This window comes from Pyxidicoccus sp. M6 (genome assembly GCF_055568925.1).
This window is the reverse complement of sequence record NZ_CM145714.1, coordinates 9,909,013-9,926,828: the sequence shown is the minus strand read 5'-3', so window position 1 is coordinate 9,926,828 and position 17,816 is coordinate 9,909,013. Positions and strand designations below refer to the sequence as shown.

General features: G+C 70.8%; 17 protein-coding genes. 10 read left to right on the top strand and 7 right to left on the bottom strand.

The window, feature by feature from the left end:
- Positions 1–75: 75 nt before the first annotated feature.
- Positions 76–1,278 carry an alanyl-tRNA editing protein gene (locus tag ACVTJA_RS38905; RefSeq protein WP_465827920.1) on the bottom strand — a complete coding sequence of 401 codons (1,203 nt, stop codon included), beginning with the start codon at positions 1,276–1,278 and terminating at the stop codon, positions 76–78.
- A 147-nt stretch (positions 1,279–1,425) separates the two neighbouring features.
- Here ACVTJA_RS38905 and ACVTJA_RS38900 point away from each other — a divergent pair, with 147 nt between their 5' ends.
- Positions 1,426–2,076 carry a DsbA family protein gene (locus ACVTJA_RS38900; RefSeq protein ID WP_465827918.1) on the top strand — a complete coding sequence of 217 codons (651 nt, stop codon included), beginning with the start codon at positions 1,426–1,428 and terminating at the stop codon, positions 2,074–2,076.
- A gap of 16 nt (positions 2,077–2,092) precedes the next feature.
- On the opposite strand, the gene ACVTJA_RS38895 is transcribed toward ACVTJA_RS38900, so the two are convergent.
- The 3 genes from ACVTJA_RS38895 to ACVTJA_RS38885 are packed head-to-tail and all read right to left on the bottom strand — an operon-like array spanning position 2,093 to position 5,391.
- The gene (locus ACVTJA_RS38895; RefSeq protein ID WP_465827914.1) at positions 2,093–3,349 is read right to left on the bottom strand and encodes a cytochrome P450; all 1,257 of its coding nucleotides are present in this window, start codon (positions 3,347–3,349) and stop codon (positions 2,093–2,095) included.
- Between the two features lie 6 nt (positions 3,350–3,355).
- Positions 3,356–4,699, bottom strand: a complete 1,344-nt coding sequence (locus tag ACVTJA_RS38890; protein ID WP_465827912.1) for a sensor histidine kinase — start codon at positions 4,697–4,699, stop codon at positions 3,356–3,358.
- Positions 4,696–5,391 (bottom strand): response regulator, encoded by a 696-nt coding sequence (locus ACVTJA_RS38885; RefSeq protein ID WP_465827910.1) that lies wholly within the window; start codon positions 5,389–5,391, stop codon positions 4,696–4,698. Before ACVTJA_RS38885 ends, ACVTJA_RS38890 begins: the two co-directional genes overlap by 4 nt.
- 297 nt (positions 5,392–5,688) lie before the next feature.
- Here ACVTJA_RS38885 and ACVTJA_RS38880 point away from each other — a divergent pair, with 297 nt between their 5' ends.
- From ACVTJA_RS38880 to ACVTJA_RS38860, 5 genes are all read left to right on the top strand, one after another.
- Positions 5,689–5,916, top strand: a complete 228-nt coding sequence (locus ACVTJA_RS38880) for a helix-turn-helix transcriptional regulator (protein WP_465827908.1) — start codon at positions 5,689–5,691, stop codon at positions 5,914–5,916.
- 78 nt (positions 5,917–5,994) lie between these two features.
- Entirely contained in the window at positions 5,995–7,494 is a 1,500-nt protein-coding gene (locus ACVTJA_RS38875; protein ID WP_465827907.1) for an ABC transporter substrate-binding protein/permease, read from the top strand.
- On the top strand, positions 7,491–8,255 hold the full coding sequence (locus tag ACVTJA_RS38870) for an amino acid ABC transporter ATP-binding protein (protein ID WP_465827905.1): 765 nt from the start codon (positions 7,491–7,493) through the stop codon (positions 8,253–8,255). Before ACVTJA_RS38875 ends, ACVTJA_RS38870 begins: the two co-directional genes overlap by 4 nt.
- 106 nt (positions 8,256–8,361) lie before the next feature.
- Positions 8,362–9,147: an alpha/beta fold hydrolase gene (locus ACVTJA_RS38865; protein ID WP_465827904.1), complete on the top strand. Its 786-nt coding sequence runs from the start codon at positions 8,362–8,364 to the stop codon at positions 9,145–9,147.
- Positions 9,148–9,246: 99 nt separating this feature from the next.
- Positions 9,247–10,062, top strand: coding sequence for an SGNH/GDSL hydrolase family protein (locus ACVTJA_RS38860; RefSeq protein ID WP_465827902.1), 816 nt, complete (start codon positions 9,247–9,249; stop codon positions 10,060–10,062).
- A gap of 13 nt (positions 10,063–10,075) precedes the next feature.
- On the opposite strand, the gene ACVTJA_RS38855 is transcribed toward ACVTJA_RS38860, so the two are convergent.
- On the bottom strand, positions 10,076–10,957 hold the full coding sequence (locus ACVTJA_RS38855; RefSeq protein WP_465827900.1) for a GspE/PulE/PilB domain-containing protein: 882 nt from the start codon (positions 10,955–10,957) through the stop codon (positions 10,076–10,078).
- Positions 10,958–11,046: 89 nt separating this feature from the next.
- Entirely contained in the window at positions 11,047–11,415 is a 369-nt protein-coding gene (locus ACVTJA_RS38850) for an arsenate reductase family protein (RefSeq protein ID WP_465827898.1), read from the bottom strand.
- A gap of 142 nt (positions 11,416–11,557) precedes the next feature.
- On the opposite strand from ACVTJA_RS38850, the gene ACVTJA_RS38845 reads away from it, so the two are divergent.
- Entirely contained in the window at positions 11,558–12,952 is a 1,395-nt protein-coding gene (locus tag ACVTJA_RS38845; protein WP_465827897.1) for a right-handed parallel beta-helix repeat-containing protein, read from the top strand.
- A gap of 9 nt (positions 12,953–12,961) precedes the next feature.
- Here ACVTJA_RS38845 and ACVTJA_RS38840 read toward each other — a convergent pair whose 3' ends face one another.
- Entirely contained in the window at positions 12,962–13,852 is an 891-nt protein-coding gene (locus ACVTJA_RS38840) for a LysR family transcriptional regulator (RefSeq protein WP_465827895.1), read from the bottom strand.
- Positions 13,853–14,067: 215 nt separating this feature from the next.
- Between ACVTJA_RS38840 and ACVTJA_RS38835 the strand changes: the two genes are divergently transcribed.
- From ACVTJA_RS38835 to ACVTJA_RS38825, 3 genes are all read left to right on the top strand, one after another.
- Entirely contained in the window at positions 14,068–14,850 is a 783-nt protein-coding gene (locus ACVTJA_RS38835; RefSeq protein ID WP_465827893.1) for an outer membrane beta-barrel protein, read from the top strand.
- A gap of 224 nt (positions 14,851–15,074) precedes the next feature.
- Positions 15,075–15,791: a ribose-5-phosphate isomerase RpiA gene (gene rpiA / locus ACVTJA_RS38830; protein ID WP_465827892.1), complete on the top strand. Its 717-nt coding sequence runs from the start codon at positions 15,075–15,077 to the stop codon at positions 15,789–15,791.
- Between the two features lie 417 nt (positions 15,792–16,208).
- Positions 16,209–17,816, top strand: coding sequence for a DUF1592 domain-containing protein (locus tag ACVTJA_RS38825; protein ID WP_465827890.1), 1,608 nt, complete (start codon positions 16,209–16,211; stop codon positions 17,814–17,816).

Genomic DNA, 17,816 nt, shown 5'->3' with positions numbered 1-17,816 from the left:
CCTTGACTCACCGGAAAAACGAGATTCGGGGCGGGGAGGGGAGGATCAGCGCGAGGAGCGCACTTCCGGGTGGGTTCAGCCCAGGAGCGAGGTCGCCAGGGCGGGCCAGTCCGTCCCCGGAGGAAGCCGTCCCTCGGCGTGCTCCGGGCGTCCGCCGCCCCGGCCTCCGGCGGCCTCGGCGGCCTTCTTGAGGAAGGCGCCGCATCCAAAGGTGGAACCCGCCCCGCGGGCGATGAGGACGGGCATGCCTTCCGGTAGCCGGCCCGCGAGCAGCACCACCGCCTCCGGGCGGGACGTGAGGCGCGCGGCCACTGCGCGAAGCTGCTCCGGCCCGGCGCCGTCCAGCACCGCCACCACGCGCTTGTCCGCGGAAGCGTCCAGCGCGGCGGCGAGCTCCACCGTGGCGTGCTCCGCCAGCTTCGCGCGCGCGGCGCCCAGGGCCTCACGGGCCTCGGTCAGCTCGCGGCGCAGCTTGTCCACGGCCGTGGGCACCTCCGGCACGCCGCAGGTGAAGGACCGGGCCATGGCGCGCAGGATTCCGGCCTCCTCCCACAACTCGCGCCGGGCACGCGGGCCGGCGGAGAAGAGGACGCGGCCCTTGCCCTTGTAGCGCTCCACGCCCAGCACCCGCACCATGCCCACCTGCCCGGTGCGCGTGCAGTGCGTGCCGCCGCACGGGGACACGTCGAAGTCGCCAATCTGGATGACGCGGATGTTGTCCGTCACCTTGGGCGCGCGGCGCAGCGGCAGCGCGGCCAGCTCCTCCGGCGTGGGGAAGAAGGCGCGGATGGGGATGTCGTCGTCGATGACGGCATTCACGCGCGCCTCCGCCTCGGCCACCTGGCGCTCGTCCAGCGTGTCCTGGTCCGTGTCGATGGTGCACAGCGTCTCGCCCAGGCGGGAGGAGACGGTGGCGGCGTTCATGACGTCCACCAGCGCGCGGGACAGCATGTGCTGGCCGGTGTGCAGCGACATGTTCGCGCGGCGGCGCTCCTTGTCCACCACGCCCGTCAGCTCGGTGCCGGGCGAGGGGAGCGCGGTGCCCTCCGGGACGTCCACCAGGTGGTGCACGGTGCCGGCGTCATCCACCTGCGTGTCGCGCACGGGCAGGCCGCCGAGCACGCCCCGGTCGCCCATCTGCCCGCCGGCCTCCGGGTAGAAGGCGGTGCGCTCCAGCACCAGCGACAGCGCGCCGTTCCAGCTCGCGTGCGAGGCGACGCGGGCGGTGAAGCGGTGGAGGAAGGGGTCTGCGTAGTAGAGGCGCTCGGTGGTGGACATGACGCCGGAAGGGATAACACGGGCGCGCTGAAACTCCCGCGCGGCTCCTGTCACTCCTGTGGCGCGCGGGCTTGATGGCCCCGCGCCGCCGGCTCCCCCAGCGGGAGTCCCGGCGTCCATTCCCACATACCGAAAGAGGTCTCTCCCATGAAGCTCATGGTCTCCACCGCCATGGCCGCAGGTGCCCTGCTCGCGCTGTCCCTCCCCGCGTTCGCCGGAGAGCACGAGTGTGGCAAGGAATGCCCCAAGGGGCACCACGCGCAGGTCCATGGCGGCAACCCCATCGCCGCCACGCCCCGCGCGGATGCTCCGTCCATCGGTGCTCGCGATGCGCGCGTGACGGTGGAGGTCTGGTCGGACTTCCAGTGCCCGTTCTGCCAGAGGGGCTCCGAAATCGTCGACGGGTTGCGCGCGAAGTACGGCGACCAGGTGCGCATCGTCTTCCGTCACCAACCGCTGCCCATGCACTCCAACGCGCGCCTCGCGGCCATCGCCTCCATGGCCGCGAGCGAGCAGGGCAAGTTCTGGGAGATGCACGACGTGCTCTTCGGCAACCAGCGCTCGCTGGACCGCGCGTCGCTGGAGGGCTACGCGAAGGCCCTCGGCCTGGACCTCGCCCGCTTCAAGAAGGCGCTCGACGGCTCCACGTGGGCCAACTACGTCGACGCGGACACGGTGGAGGCGCAGAAGCGCGGCATCGTCGGCACGCCCTTCTTCTTCGTCAACGGCAAGGCCATCATGGGCGCGCAGCCGATGGAGGCCTTCACCCAGGTCATCGACGCCGAGCTGAAGCGCTGAGCGCGTGGCCCGGCCCTCAGGCCGGGTCCCACTCCACGAGCAGCCGCCTCGGGCCCCGGTGCAGGAAGTTGGGCACGTACTGCACCGCCTTGCCGGGGGCGAGCCGCAGCCCGGGCAGCCGCGCCAGCAGCAATTCCAGGGCGATGCGCACCTCCATGCGGGCCAGCGGGGCACCGATGCAGTAGTGGATGCCCAGCCCGAAGCCCAGGTGCCGGCCCACGTCCGTGCGGTGCGGGTCCGCCCGCTCCGGCGCGTGGAAGGCGGCGCCATCGCGGTTGGCGGAGGCGTAGAGGATGAGCAGCCGCGCGCCCTCGGGCACTTCCACTCCGCCCAACGTCACCGCGCGCCGCGTGGTGCGCATCATCCCCTGCACGGGAGCGTCGTAGCGAAGCGTTTCCTCAATCGCGGCGGGGATGAGGCGCGAATCCCCGCGCAGCTCCTCCAGGCGCTCCGGCGTTTGGAGGAGCATCACGAGGAGGTTGCCCAGGAGGTTCGCCGTCGTCTCGTGTCCGGCGAAGTGCAGCATGGACAGGAGGCTGATGAGCTCCACGTCGCTCAGCGGGGGCGTGTCCTCGTGGCGCGCTTCGATGAGGGCGCTGATGAGGTCGTCCTTCGGCGCGCGCCGCCGCTCCGCGATGTGGCCCGCGAGGTACTTCTGGATGGCCACCAGCCCCTTCGCGCACTCCACCTGCCGGGGCACGGGCGCGTTGCCCGCGGACAGGGTGGACAAGTCTTCGGTCCACGACTTGAGCCGCTCCAAATCGGAGTCCGGCAGTCCGAGGATGGCCCCGATGACCCGCGCGGGCAGGGGGAAGGCGAGCCGCTCGACGAGGTCCGCGTGGCCTTCATGGACGAAGGCGTCCACCAACTCCGAGGCGATGGCGCGCACGCGCGGCTCCATGGCGGAGACGCGGTGGGGCGCCAGGGCGCGGGTGACGATGACGCGCATGCGCGTGTGGTTGGGCGGGTCGTCGTCCACGAGCGCCGGCACCTGCGGGTAGCCCTCGGCCAGCGCGGCCAGCACCTCGGGCGCGGGCGGCACGGGGTTGCGGAAGGCATTGGCGGACAGGAAGTCGTCCGGGTTGAGCAGCACCGTCTTCACGTCCTCGTAGCGGGACACCACCCACAGGTGGAGCTCCTTGCTGAACTGGACGGGCGCCTCCTGGCGCAGGCGGGCGTAGAGCGGGTACGGGTCCTCCACGTACCGGGGCTCGAAGCGACTGGAGAATGCGGGCGGCGTGGGCGTGGACATGGCGCGCGAGCGTAGCGCCATGCGGCCTCAGGCGGTGTCGGTACGCGACCGCGCGAAGTCGGGCTCCGGGGCGAGTCCCAGCTCCAGCGGAGGAATCCGCGGCAGGTGGATGGTGAAGGTGCTGCCCTGGCCGAGGGCGGTGTCCACGTGGATGCGTCCCTGGTGCGAGGTGACGATGCCGTGCACCACGGCCAGGCCCATGCCGGTGCCCTCGCCCGCGGACCGGGTGGTGAAGAAGGGCTCGAAGAGCTTCGCGCGCACCTCGGGCGTCATGCCCACGCCGGTGTCGCGTACCTCCAGCACGGCCTCCTCGCCGTTCAGCCGCGTGGCCAGGAAGATGCGCCCGCCGTCCGGCATGGCCTGGGCCGCGTTCATCAGGAGGTTGATGACCACCTGGGCAATCTGCCCCGGGTGGCCGAAGAGGTGCGGCAGTTCCTTCAGCTCCACGTCCACGTCGCACTGCGGGCCGAGCTGTCCCCGGACGATGCGCAGCGCGACGGCGACCTCCTGGTTGAGGTCGTACTCCACCATGGCCTCCGGGTCCCCGCGCGCGAAGCGGCGCAGGTCCGCGACGATGGCCGTCACCCGGCGGATGCCATCCAGCGTGGCGGGCAGCACGTCATCCACGTACTCGTGGAGCTCCGGAGGCAACTGCCGGCACGCTCGCAAGTCCAACAGGAGCGAGTTGACGTTGCTCTTCACGTAGCTCATCGGGTTGTTGATTTCGTGGGCCACGCCCGCTGCCAGCATGCCCAGGCTGGACAGCCGCTCCTGCTCCCGCGCCCGCTGGTGCGCCCTGTCGAGCTGCTGGTGCGCCTGTGCCAGCTCCTCGTGCTGCAGTGCGAGGCTGCGCATCGCCTGGTGCGTGAGGAAGACACGCCCCTCGGAGATGAAATAGACGAGCAGCGACACGAGCACGAAGCACGCGGGCACCAGCGGCGGGCAGCCGTCCACGAGGGCCACTCCCGCCACCAGCGCCAGCATCCACCCCAGGCGCGGCAGCGCGCGCGGGTCCACGAAGCGGTCCACCCACAGGGCGTTGAGGGGCAGGTACAGCCAGACGGGCAGCGCCCAGTCGCTGCAGAGGCCGTAGACGATGTTGGCCCCCATGTTGAGGAAGAAGCGCACGGACTCCGCGGTCCGCGTGTCCTGGGAGAAGAAGCGCGTCGCCAGCACCATGTTGGTGCCCGTCACGAACGCGAACACCGCCGTCACCACAGCGATGCGCTTCCACTGGCCCCAGAGGGCGTGGACGAGCAGCACGTGGATGAGGATGCAGGCCGCCAGGGTGACGTGCTTGAGGCGGGCGTTCACCCACTTCGCATCGGCCTCGGGGTCGACGACGGGGCTCGCGGCCTGCCGCTGCGTCATGCGTTGCCCACGCCGGGCCGCTCCGAGGGCTGCGCCTCCTCCGCGCGCACCGGAAGCTCCAGCCGCAGCCGCTGCGTTCCGCCCACCTCGGCGACGAAGGACAGCCGTCCGCCGTAGCGCTCCAGCAGGCCGCCCACCATCTTCAGGCTGTCCTCCGCCAGCACACCGGCGAAGCGCTCGATGATGGAGAGGGCCTGCTCCGCCGGGAAGGCCGGGTCCTGCATCTGCACCTTCAGCACCATGGAGGCGTCGGACAGGCCCACCTCCGCGCTCACGCCGGGCTGGGCCGCGCGGAAGGGCGCGTAGAGCTGCGCCATCGTCTCGCGCTGGCTGAGCAGGGACTTGAGGTACGTCACCAGCTCCGCGTCGTCCCACGGCTTGCTGATGAAGCGGCAGATTTCGCCGTCATTCACCGAGGCCACCACCGACTTGAAGTCCGCGTAGCCGGAGATGATGAGCCGCAGCGCCAGCGGGTGGCTGCGCTTGACGCGCTGGAGGAATTCACTGCCGGTCATCCCCGGCATGCGGAAGTCCGTCAGGACGACGTCAGGGATGAACTCCTTGAGTCGCTCCAGGGCCTCGTTCCCGCTGAAGGCGACCTGGACATCGAAGCCTTCTCTCCGGAACAGCCGCCGCAGCGCATGCGCAACCTGCGGTTCGTCGTCCACCACCAGCAGCTTGAATGCTTCCATGACAGCGTCGGCTCCTCTGGCGGGCACTGTAACGAAGCCCCGCGCGAAATGCCTTGGGTCCGTGATGGCATCGCTGGGTCAGGCTCGCACCTGCGACAGGGTGGGATTCTGCTCGCGCCTCCAGCCTTGCCGGGAAGCGGGCAGGCAGCACCCCGGCCATGCAGGCGGGCGAGCATGGACCCGGAGATGAATGGAGCTTCACCCCCGGAGGGGAAACGGCGCCCCTGATGACCGCACGGGGTGTTCGTCGCGGATGAGACCTCCAGGGTAGAGTGCGGCCAGGATTAGGAGGAGTGCATGGATGAATCGGTGGGGATTCAGGTGGGCAACGGGCTGCGCGGCGCGCGGCTGCGAGCGGGATTGACGCAGGTCCAGGTGGCGGAGGCGGCGTGCCTTCCACCGGAGGCCTACGTGCGCATGGAGCGCGGGAAGCTGCTGCCCACGGTGCCGACGCTCGTCGCGCTGTGCCGCGCGCTGCGCATCAGCGCGGAGTGGCTGCGTCTGGGTTCCGCGTCGCCGCGCTGAGCCTCGCGTCCGACGTGCCAGGGAGGAGGGCGCTGGAAGCCGGGCGGCACTTCGCCTATGTCGGGTCCCGGCACCGACATGAGAGAGACCCTGCCCCGGGCGCGAAGGCCCGTTTCCCTCTGGACCTGCGTGGTGGCGCTGCTGGCGCTCACCCTGACGTCATGCGGAGGGAAGGAGGCTCGCGGGCTGGAGCGCGTCCGGAGCGCGGGCGTGCTGCGCTGGGGTGCGGACGCGCAGGGTGGAGAGCCCTACGCCATGGAGGACCCGGACCAACCCGGCCACATGCGCGGCTTCGAGGTGGAGCTGGCGGATGCCCTCGCGCGCGAGTTGGGCGTCCGCGCGCAGTTCGTCCAGAACGACTGGTCCAGCCTCATCCCCTCGCTGGAGCGCGGCTCCTTCGACGTCGCGCTCAACGGCATCGAAATCACCCCCGCCCGCGCCGGCCGCGTCCTCTTCACGCGGCCCTACTACGTCTTCAACCTCCGCCTCCTCGCGCGCAAGGACGACGCGAGCGTCACCCGGCTCGACTCGCTGCGCGGCCGGCGCGTGGGCACGCTGGCCAACTCGCAGGCGTGGGAGCTGCTCCTGCGCAGCGGCGCGCAGGCGGTGCCGTACGAGGGCGTGGAGGAGCCCTACATCGACCTGGAGCAGGGGCGGGTGGACGGCGTGCTCATGGACGACATCATCGCCCAGCGCTACGGCCAGCCGCGCCCCGGCCTGCGCGTGGTGGGAGACGTGGGCGAGGGCTACTACGCCATCGCGGTGCGCCCCGGAGAGGAGGACCTGCGCGCGGCCCTGGACGAGGCCCTGGTCCGCATCGCCCGCTCCGGAGAGCTGCGCACCATCTTCCGGCGCTGGGGCATCGACAGCGCGGCGCAGCAGCGCATGGTGGACTGGACGGACGCGCAGACGCGCGAGGTCGTCTCCGACACGCGCACCGCGCGCATGGGGTGGGGACAGCTCGTGTTGTTCCTCCAGGCGTCCGTCGTCACGCTGCTGGTGTCCGTGGGCGCCATGGCGCTCGCGATTCCGCTGGGCGTGGCGCTGGCCCTGGTGCGGCTGTACGGGCCCGCGTGGGCAGGGCGGCTGGCCACCACGTACGTGGAGCTCTTCCGGGGCACGCCGGTGCTGTTGCAGCTCTACGTCCTCTACTACGGACTCGCGGGCGTGCTGCGGCTGGACGCGCTCTCCGCCGCCATCCTCGGCCTGGGGCTGAACTACGCGGCCTACGAGGCGGAGGTGTACCGGGCGGGCGTACTGGCGGTGCCTCGCGGGCAGCTCGAGGCAGCGCTGTCGTTGGGCATGCCCATGCGGCTGGCGCTGCGGCGCGTGGTGATGCCGCAGGCCTTCCGGGTGGCGTTGCCGGGCGTCACCAATGACTTCATCGCGCTGCTCAAGGACAGCTCGCTCGTGTCCGTCATCTCCGTGGTGGAGTTGACGAAGCGGATGACGATTACGGCGGTGGATGTTCGAAGCTGGTTGCTGCCGGGAGCGCTGTGCGCGCTGCTGTACCTGGCGATGAGCTACCCCCTGTCCCGCCTGGCCCGGCGGTTGGAAGCGAGGCTCGAGCGCGGATGATTGAAGTGAAGGACCTCTGCAAGCGCTACGATGGCCGCACCGTGCTGGACGGCATCAGCGCGGCCTTCGGCTCCGGAGAAGTCGTGGCGCTGGTGGGCCCCTCGGGCGGCGGCAAGAGCACGCTGCTGCGGTGCCTCAACGGACTGGAGCCCTTCGACGGCGGCAGCGTGCGCGTGGGTGACGACGTGCTGGAGCCGGGCGACACGCGCGCGCAGGGCGAGCGGCTGTGGCGCATCCGCCGCCGCGTGGGCTTTGTCTTCCAGCAGTGGCACCTCTTCGCGCACCGCACCGCCCTCGGCAATGTGACGGAGGCGCCCGTCCACGTGAGGGGGCTGGGACAGAAGGAAGCCGCGGAGCAGGGCCGCGCGCTGCTCGCGAAGGTGGGCCTGTCCCACCGCGAACATGCCTACCCCTCCGAGCTGTCCGGCGGAGAGCAGCAGCGCGTGGCCATTGCCCGCGCGCTGGCGATGGAGCCGGAGGTGCTGCTCCTGGACGAGCCCACCAGCGCGCTGGACCCGGAGCGCGTCGGAGAATTGGTGGACCTGCTGGCGCGGCTGCGCACGGATGGGCTCACCCTGGTGGCGGTGACACACGAGATGCGCTTCGCGCGCGAGCTGGCCTCGCGAATGCTGGTGCTGCACGGTGGGCGCATCATCGAGGAGGGACCGCCGTCCCGAGTGCTCGCCAGTCCACAGCACGAGCGCACCCGGGCCTTCCTCGGGCTGGACCGGGTGGCCGGCCTTCCACCCCTCGGGTCCTGAGGCCGGCGGACGGTTGCGTCCGCCCGTCCGCGGTGCATGCTGCGGAATGGGCCGGGCAGAACCGGCGCGCCCGCGGTGTTCCTGGCCGCGTTCGCGAGGGAGTGACATGCGTCGAGAGGTGCAGCTCACGGAGTTGGGAACGGGCAGGGGGCCGAGGGTGCTCCTGCTGCCCGGCCTGGGGGCTCGGGGCTCCGGCTTCGGGGCGCTCGCCCGGCAGCTCGCTCCCATGTCCCGCCCCATCCTGGTGGAGTACCCGGAGGGTCGGCACGCGGCGTTCGGCGCGGGCGCGCTGGCGCGGCAGGTGCTGCGGGCCGCCGGGACGTTCGACGCGGTGGTGGCCAGCTCCTTCGGAGGCATGGTGGCTGCACACCTCGCGGCGGCGGGCGCGGCGCGTGGCGTGGCCTTCCTGGGCTCCTTCACCCGCACCTCGCAGCTCGGAGTGCGTGGGCGTGTCATCGGAATGATGGGGCCCATCGCCGTGTGGGGCCGGCCCGGAATCGTCGCGGCGGGGCTCGCCGCGTGGAAGCTGGTGCCGCTCGAAGAGGTGGCCGAGGTGGTGCCCACCACGAAGCTGGAGCGCGACACGACGTGGCACCGCGCGCTCGCCATCCACGACGAGGCGCCTCCGCCGGAGCTGCGCAGGCTTCCCGTCTCCTGCGTGTGCATCCAGGGGGACCGCGACGTGCTGGTGCCGCCGTCCACGATGGAACGGCTCGCCGCGTCACTTCCTTCGGGCACGCCCCGCCACCTGCTGCGGGGCGCGGGCCATGTGCCGTACTTCAGCCACCCGGAGGATTGCGCGCGCCTGTTGCGCCCCTGGCTGGAGGCGCTGACGCCCGCTCAGCCCGTCACCGCGCCCGAGTGGCCGCGCGTGGCCGGCGACGCCGCTTGAGTCAAGCCACCCTCCGTGTGCCAGCCGGGCCACGAACAGGTGGGTGGCACCTCGGGGGGATGTACCTGACCGCGTCCGGCCGGTAGCGTTCGGCCGCCAATGCGGAACCGTCTCGCTCGCGCGCTCACCTTCGTCCCCCTCTTCATCTCCGCTCCCGTGCTCGCCGCTTCAGGGCCGGATGCCGGCGCTCCGACGGAAGCGCTGAGCGCCGCGCCCGTGCTGCCGGCCCCACCGCCCGCCGTGAGCCCGTCGCCTCCCGCGGCGGAGCGCAAGCACACCGTGCTGCTCCTGGGCGACAGCCTCATCGCCACTGGCTTCGGCGAGTACCTGCAGGCGCGGCTGGAGTCTCACCCGCACATCCGCACCGCCCGGCGCGCGAAGTCCTCCACGGGGCTGGCCCGCCCGGACTTCTTCGACTGGATGGTGGTGGGGCAGGAGGAGGTGGCGCGTCACCAGCCGGACGTGGTGGTGGTCATTCTTGGCGGCAATGACGGCCAGTCCCTCAAGGAAGCGAAGGGTGGCAAGGCCATCCACTGGGGTCGTCCCGAGTGGCAGGAGGCCTACCGCAAGCGCCTGGAGGACTTCGTGAACGTCCTCTCCGCGCCGGGCCGGAAGATTGTCTGGTTGGAGCTGCCCGCCACCGGGCGCAAGCGCTTCGAGCAGAAGCTGGAGGTCATCCGCGGCCTCCAGCGCGAGGTCGTCTCCGCGCACCGGGATGCGCTGCACCTGGAGACGCGTCCGTTCTTCACCGACGCGAAGGGACACGCGCTCGTGCAGGCCCGCGTCGAGGGCTTCCGCAAGCCGATGCGCCTGCGCATGGAGGACGGCGTCCACTTCACCGTGGCCGGAGGGCGGTACTTCGCCAACAAGGTGTACCCCGAGGTGCTGGGCCTCCTGGGGCTCTCCTCGGGGTGATGCCCTCGACGCGTCAGTGGGACTGCGGCGCGGAGTCCGGCCCGCCGGGAAGGTCGGACGTTCCGCCCTCGGGACGCAGCCGGCGGATGGCGCGCAGGAGGAGTTGTTCGTCGCGCGGGTTGGCCAGGTAGCCGCGCGCCCCGAGCTTCCGGGCCCGCTCGAAGCCCTCGTCGTCCGAGGTGCCGTGGACGATGAGCGAGCCGGCGATGTGCACCTCACCGGCCAGCAGTCCCTCCATGGCCTGGATGGGCGCGAGGACGATGTCGTTCGCGGTGGTGTGCAGCACCTCCAGCGGCGAGGCCACCTTCGCGGTGATGCCGTGCCGCGCGAGCTGCCGGGAGATGAGCACGGCGGTGACGGGCGGCCACCCGTAGAGCAGCAGCGGGCCGCCGGGCGAAGGCGCGGGAGCGGTGGGGGGCTCCGCGGGCTCTTCGATGCCGTAGAGGTCGGCCAGCGCGCGCGTCAGCGCGGAGTCCGAGGCCACATGCGCCTCCACGCGCGGCTTGCCGGACACGGCGCGCACGGCGTCCACCGCCTCGAGCGACACCGGAGCGGGCAGGGCGATGTGGAGCACCTCGCGCTCGCCCTGCTCCAGCGGCACCATTTCCACGCGCAAGGGGACGACGCGGTACTGGCGGGCAATCCGGGCGGGGATGAGCGAGAGCGCGGCGCGCTCGGGAATCACGTGCTCCAGGTCCACGGCCTCCACGCCGAGCTGGGCGGCGAGGCCGCGGAGCACGTCGGCCTCGGAGCAGACGCCCTCGCGCACCAGCGCCCGGCCGAGGGGCACCTGTGTCTCGAAGTGGTGGACCAGTCCCACGCGGAGCTGGGCGCGGTTGACCACTCCCAGTTCCAGGAGGATTTCTCCGAGGGGACGTCGGGCGCCGGGCTCCATGGTAGGAAAGGAGTCTTCACTCCAGGTCCCAACCTGCGAGGGACGGCACGCCGAGCGCCTGCTCCACCGCCTGCTTCCGGGGCATGCCCTCAGCGGGCCGCGCTGAAGACCTTCTCGTACGCGTCCGGCTGGAAGCCGACGAGGACGGTGCTTCCAGTGACGAGCACCGGACGTTTGACGAGTTTTCCGTCAGCGGCCAGCCAGGACACAAGGTCCGAATCAGTCGCGGCATCCACCTTCGCCTTCCCGAGCGCGCGGTAGCTCTGGCCGCTGGTGTTGAGCCACTTGCGGACGGACACGCCGCTGCGGGGAATCCACTGGCCCAGCTCGGCCACGGTGGGCGGCGTGTCGACGATGGGGCGCACCTGGTACGTGACACCCTTCGCGTCCAACCACTTCAGTGCCTTCCGGCAGGTGTCACAGCCGGAGTACGTCAGGATGAGGACATCGTTCGGCATGGGGCGCTTCTAACAAGGCGGGTGCTCCGGGCCCAGGCGCTCGTGGCATGACTTTGTCTCCTGAGCGCGTGACGGAATCCTCACGGTTGCCGACCCCGGAGGGGGTGGCGGGTACCGGGGACGCGTGTTAGCGCGGCAGGACATGAATACCTCCGTCCCGCTCCGCTGGAAGCCGTGCGTCCCGTTCCTCGCGCTGGGGTTGCTCGTCGCCGCCTGTTCGTCCAGCCCGGAGCCGAAGCCGCCCACCGCCGCGCAGGAGGAGGACGCGGGCACTCAGGACGGAGGTTCCGACTCGGGGACCGAGGACGCGGGCACTTCAGGGAGCGACGCAGGCACCACGGGCGGAGGCACGGACGCGGGGACGGGCGGAGGCACCGACGCGGGGACAGGCGGAGGCACGGACGGAGGCTCCGACGCGGGGCCCGTCATCCCCGTGCCGGCGGATGGCGGCACCGTCGTCACCGGCACGTTGTCGGGCCGGCTCACGGAGGCGGGCTCTCCGTACCGCGTCGTCGGTGACGCGAATGGCGTCGTCACCATCCCGAAGGGGCAGGTGCTCACGGTGGAGCCGGGCGTCATCCTCGACTTCCGCGGCCGCCCGGAGGTGACGGAGGCGGACGTGGACGCCAGCGCGCCGGACAGCGTGATGAACCACCAGAAGGGCAGGGTGGAGGTGCGCGTCTACGGCGCCATCCGCGTGCAGGGCACCGCGCAGAAGCCGGTGCTGCTCACGTCCACCAACCCGTACGGCTGGTGGGGCGTCAACTTCTACGGGCAGAGCTCCGTGGGCGATGGCCACCCCAGCTTCGAGTACATGGTCTTCGAGAAGGTGCGGAAGAATCAGTACAACGGCGACCGCGACTGGACGCGCGGCGCGCTGTGGGCCTACTACCCGGGGCCGGTGACGATTCTCCACTCGGTGTTCCGAGACAACATGGTCTCCGCGCACTGCGCCGCGCTGGACCTCATGTACACCGACGGCTCGCGAATCGAAGACACCCTCTTCGAGAACAACCGCGTCTTCGATGTAGACCGCTTCGCGCAGGCCGGCACCTATGCCATGTCCGGAGGCGGGGCGGTGTGCATCACCCACGGCCGCAACTCGGTGGTGCGGGGCAACACGTTCCGCGACAACGGCGTGGAGGCGTACCGGGGCTACCTCACCACGGCGCTGGAGCCCCGGCCCCTCCTCACCTATCCCAACCCGCAGAACATCGTCGACCTGGGCGGCGGCGGCGCCATGCACTACTTCCAGCCCGACAATGACTTGCTGGAGAACAACCTCTTCGAGAGCAACTTCGTGGCGCAGGGCCCCGGGGCGGCCGTCTACCTGGAGCACCTGGGCACGCGGGCCGTCACCTTCCGGGGCAACCGCTTCGTGAGCAACCGGGGCGGCGCGGGCGGCACCATCGTCTGCAACCGGGGCTCCGGCACCGCGGATGTGGTGGTGACCGCCAACAACGTCTTCACGGGCAACACGCTGAACGGGCAGCCCGCCGCGAACATCACGGGCGACTGCGGCACCACCGCGCAGTAGCGCCCGGCCTCACGGCTCCGCTTCCGCGCCGGTGAGGAACTGCACCACGCGCCGGCCCGCGCGGCCCGGCTTCACGCCGGCGCGGTGGTAGAGCTGCGGATGGAACACGTGCGTGGCGCCGCCCCGGGCGAGCTTCAGCGCCTTCAACTCGCCCCGGCGCAGCTCGCGTGCGGCCAGGTGCTCCGGCAGCCAGCCATAGCCCAGCCCCTCGAGGATGGCGGCCTTCTTCGCGGCGAAGTCGTTGAGGTGCACCGTGGAGCGCGTCTCCAGCACGCCGGTGCTGAGCTGCAGCCGCGGGTCCGAGCCGCGCACGGTGAGCAGCAGGTGCTCCGCCAGTTCCTCGTCCTTCAGCGTCCCGCGCTTCTTCGCCAACGGGTGGCTCTTGTGCGCCACCAACACCGCCTTCAACTCCGGCAACCGGTAGGTGCGCAGGCCCGGCAGCGTGGGCGGCAGCACGGACACCATCAGGTCCGCCTCCTCACGTACGAAGGCAGCCTCCACGCCCGCGAGGAACTCCGCGGACACGTGGAAGCGCGTGCTGGCCCCTTCCGCGCGCAGCTCCTTCACCACCCGCAGCAGGGGCTCGGCGGGGAAGATGCCGTCGAACACGATGCGCAGCGATGGCTCCCACCCCGCGCGAATCTCCGCGCACGCGGCCTCCAACTCGCGCTCCACCGCCAGCAGCTTCCGGCAGTGCTCCAGCACCCGCTCTCCGGCGGGCGTCAGCCGCGTGCGGTAACCGCGCCTGTCGAGCAGCGTCAGCTCCGTCTGTTCTTCCAGCGTGCGCAGCGCGTACAGCACCGCGGTGTGTCCCTTGTGCAGGGCCGTGGCCGCGGCGGCGAAGGTGCCGTGGCGGGCGAGGGCGTCCAGCGCGCGGGCCTGCTCGAGGGTGACGTTCATGCGGACATTGTCTGCGCCCCTGACAACCAGGGGCAGGAGTTTGTCAAATTTCCATTAAGGGCCGAATACCCCGCATGCGGGCGGAAATCCCAGACACCCGACGCAACTCAGTTACCCCCAGGTCCAGAATGACCACTCATGTATCGACGCAGTGCGCCTTACTTCGTTGGTGCGGGTTGTCATAAAGTGAAAGCTCACTTGTTGGGAGGGGACATATGACGGGAAGGCTGTTTCGGGCCGTTGCATTGGTGAGCGCGCTGGCTTCCTCCGCGGTCATGGCGCAGGAGAGCGAGGCTGCGGCGACGACGGTTCCGGCCTCCACCGATGAGAAGAGCGGGCTGGAGGTTTCCTTGGCCGTGGGCTTCCAGGCGGGAGCGGGCTACGTCTACAAGAACGGCCTGCGGCTCGACGGGACGGTGGGTGACGTGAAGCTCAGCGACACCGCCAACGGCGGCATCGTCCTCGCGGCGGACCTGGGCTACCGCGTCAATGACCGGTGGTTCCTGGGTCTCTTCGGCCAGTATTCGAAGATTCTCGTGAAGCACAACCCGTACTCCTGCCCGGATGGGTACGACTGCTCCACCAACCAGATCCGCCTTGGGCCCCAGGTGCAGTACCACTTCTCGCCCAAGGCCTCGTTCGACCCCTGGGTGGGTCTGGGCTTCGGCATCGTGCTGCTGGACACCACCATCGAGGGCCCCCTGCCCATCGCGACGCCGGCGGGCACCTTCAACGGCAAGATTGCCATCGACAGCAAGCTGCGCGGCCCCGAGTTCATCAACCTCACCGTGGGCGGCAAGTGGAACTTCGGTGAGAACCTCGCCTTCGGCCCCTACCTGAACGGCACCTACGCCCGCTACACCGTGCGCGCCGGTACCACCACGGTGACGCTGCCCACGGAGCTCGGTGGCACCTCCACCACGAGCGACCTCGGCCCCGTGGATGACGGCCCCTACGGCCTCATCGTCCTCGGCGTGCGCGGCACCTTCACCCTGTAGCTCCTGGCTGGACCGGGGCCGCGCCCCTTCACGCGCGCGGCCCTGGCGTGACACGGAAGGTCTTCGCGCCTTCCGTGTCGCCTCCCTCGCGGACCTCGAGTCGCGCTCCCGGCCTTCCGTCGGTTTCCGAGCGCTCCAGGGCCGCAACGGGAATGTCGAGCGTCCCACGCCCCAATCCCTGACATGGCGCCTCATTGTCGCGTTTGGGGTGTAGCGTGTGTGGCATGAGCAGCCAATCCGAGGCCGACGACACCGCCCGCTTCAAGCGCGAGGCCGCCACGTGGGCGGTGGATGGGTTCTTCCGCTCGGGCATGGTGGTGGGCCTGGGCACCGGCAGCACCGCCGCGTTCGCCGTGCAGCGGCTGGCGGAGCTGCGCGCGAAGGGACAGCTCGTGGACGTGCGCGGCGTGCCCACGTCGCGCGAGACCGAGTCGCTGGCGCGCGGGCTGGGCGTGCCCCTCACCACGCTGGAGGAGGACCCGGTGGTGGACGTCACCATCGACGGGGCCGACGAGGTGGCCCCGGACCTGTCCCTCATCAAGGGCGGAGGCGGCGCGCTGCTGCGCGAGAAGATTGTCGCGCAGGCCAGCCGGCGCCTCGTCATCGTGGTGGACGCGGGCAAGCTGTCGCCGAGGCTCGGCACCCGCTGGCCCCTGCCGGTGGAGGTGTTGCCCTTCGGCTGGCGCTCGCAGGCGCTCTTCCTGGAGTCGCTCGGCGCCACCGTCAACGTGCGCCGCGACGAGCGCGGTGAGCACGTCCTCACCGACCAGGGCAACTACGTCCTCGACTGCGACTTCGGCCCCATCGACCCGCCGCAGGAGCTGGCCGCGCGCCTCGGCTCGCGCGCGGGCGTGGTGGGCCATGGCCTGTTCCTCGGACTCACCACGGACCTCGTGATAGCCGGCCCCGGCGGCGTCGAGCACCGCCCCCGTTCGCGCTGAGCCGGGGACCGCGCTCCGCCCTCCGCGCCCGCCTGGCCGCCCCACGAGCTGGGGGCCCGCGCCACCACGAATCGTGCGCATCAGCCCGACGCCGCGTGAATCCGGAGGCGCGTCACCGGATGGTACCTTCGCGCGCGTCGTGGCCGTGTGCGGGTGTCTCACCTCCTTTCGCAACGAAGGTGCAAGTGGGCAGCTGTGGCAGGTGTAAAGCCCGTAAGTCTTGGACTCCAGGAACAGGGTCACCACCTTCTCAGCAGCAGTAGCGAAATGCGTCAGTGGAGCTGCAACGCGCGAGGCCTGCACCCGCGGGGACGAAATCCCCAGCAGCCGCGACGGGGTGAACGGTTAGAGTTGTCGACGCTCCAGCGCTCCAGAGGGGGTTTTTCTGGGAGTCGCTGGTCCGAGGGTGCCTTTCGTATGCGAATCATTCGTTTCTGCGTTCCCGCGGCGCTGCTGCTAGCGGCCGCCTCCTGCACCAGCGAAAAGCCTGGGGCCGAGAAGGAGCCTCCCGAAGTCTCGGAGGCGTCCTCGGCCCGTGTGAGGCGCCTGACGCGCGTGGAGTTCGACAACAGCCTCGCCGCCGTCGTGCCGGGGATGCCCTCATTGAGCGGCACCTTCGCTCCCGAGGACACCATCCTCGGCTTCAGCACGCACGACCGGCTCCAGGTGACGTCGCTGCTGGCGGACCAGGTGGACAACGCCGCGGCGAACGCGGCCCAGTTCGCCAAGAGCCAGCTCAGGATTCACGAGCAGTGCCCGGTGGACGCGAACGAGGAGAAGTGCACGACGGACATCCTCTTCGGCGTGGCCAGCAAGGCCTTCCGCCGTCCCCTGACGGACGAGGACAGGGGCGCGCTGCTCGACTTCTGGCGGGAGGCGCGCAAGACGGCGGACCCGCAGACCGCGCACCGCATCTTCCTGCAGGGCCTCTTCTCCTCCGCCTCGTTCCTGTACCGCACGGAATTGGGCGCGCCGGGTGAGGCCGCCAACCAGGTGGTGCGGCTGACGCCGCACGAGGTGGCCTCGGCCATCTCCTACGCCATCACCGCCGCCCCGCCGGACGCGGAGCTGCTCGCCGCGGCGGAGGCCAACGAGCTCAAGACGCCGGAGCAGCGTGAGGCGCAGGCGCGCCGGCTGCTCGCCACCCCGGCCGCGCAGAAGCGCCTCGCCCACTTCATCCGCGAGTGGCTGGGCATCACCGGCCTGGCCAACCTCAACAAGAACAACCAGGTGTTCCCCAACTTCAGCGCGGCGTTCAAGGACTCCAGCCAGGCCGAGACGCGCGCCTTCATCGACCATGTGATTGCCAACGAGGGCGGCTCCGTGCAGGAGCTGCTCGGCGCGAACTACACCTTCGCAGACGGCCGCATGTCCGCGTTCTACGGCACCACCAGCACGCCCAACGGCGTCATCGGCAGGGTGCCGCTGCCGGCCGACCGCGCGGGCATCCTCACCGAGGCCAGCGTGCTGGCCACCTACGCGCTGTTCGACTCCAGCTCGCCCATCCGCCGCGGCAAGTTCGTCCTCACGCGCCTGATGTGCCGCACGGTGCCGCCGCCGCCGGCCTCCATCGTCATCATCCCTCCCGCGCCCGCCGCGGACTCCACCACGCGCGCCCGCTTCGCCGCGCACACCAGCAACCCCACCTGCGCCGGCTGCCACCGGAACCTGGACCCCATCGGCTTCGGCTTCGAGAACTTCGACGGCCTGGGCAAGTCCCGCACCCTGGAGAACGGCATCAAGGTGGACGCCAGCGGTGCGCTGGAGCACTCCAACGGCACCTTCAACTTCACCGGCGGCGCCGAGCTGGCGCGCTTCCTCTCCACCAGCGAGGACGTGGCCAACTGCGTGCCGCTGCAGATCTTCCGCTACGCCATGGGCCGTGACGAGGACACCTTCGACGAGCAGGTCCTCGCCGACATGCGGGCGACCTTCAAGGCCAACCCGCGCCTCCAGCTCGGGGACGCGTTCGTCGCCCTGGTCCGCTCCCCCTACTTCGTCCACCGGCGCACCCTTTCTCCGTGA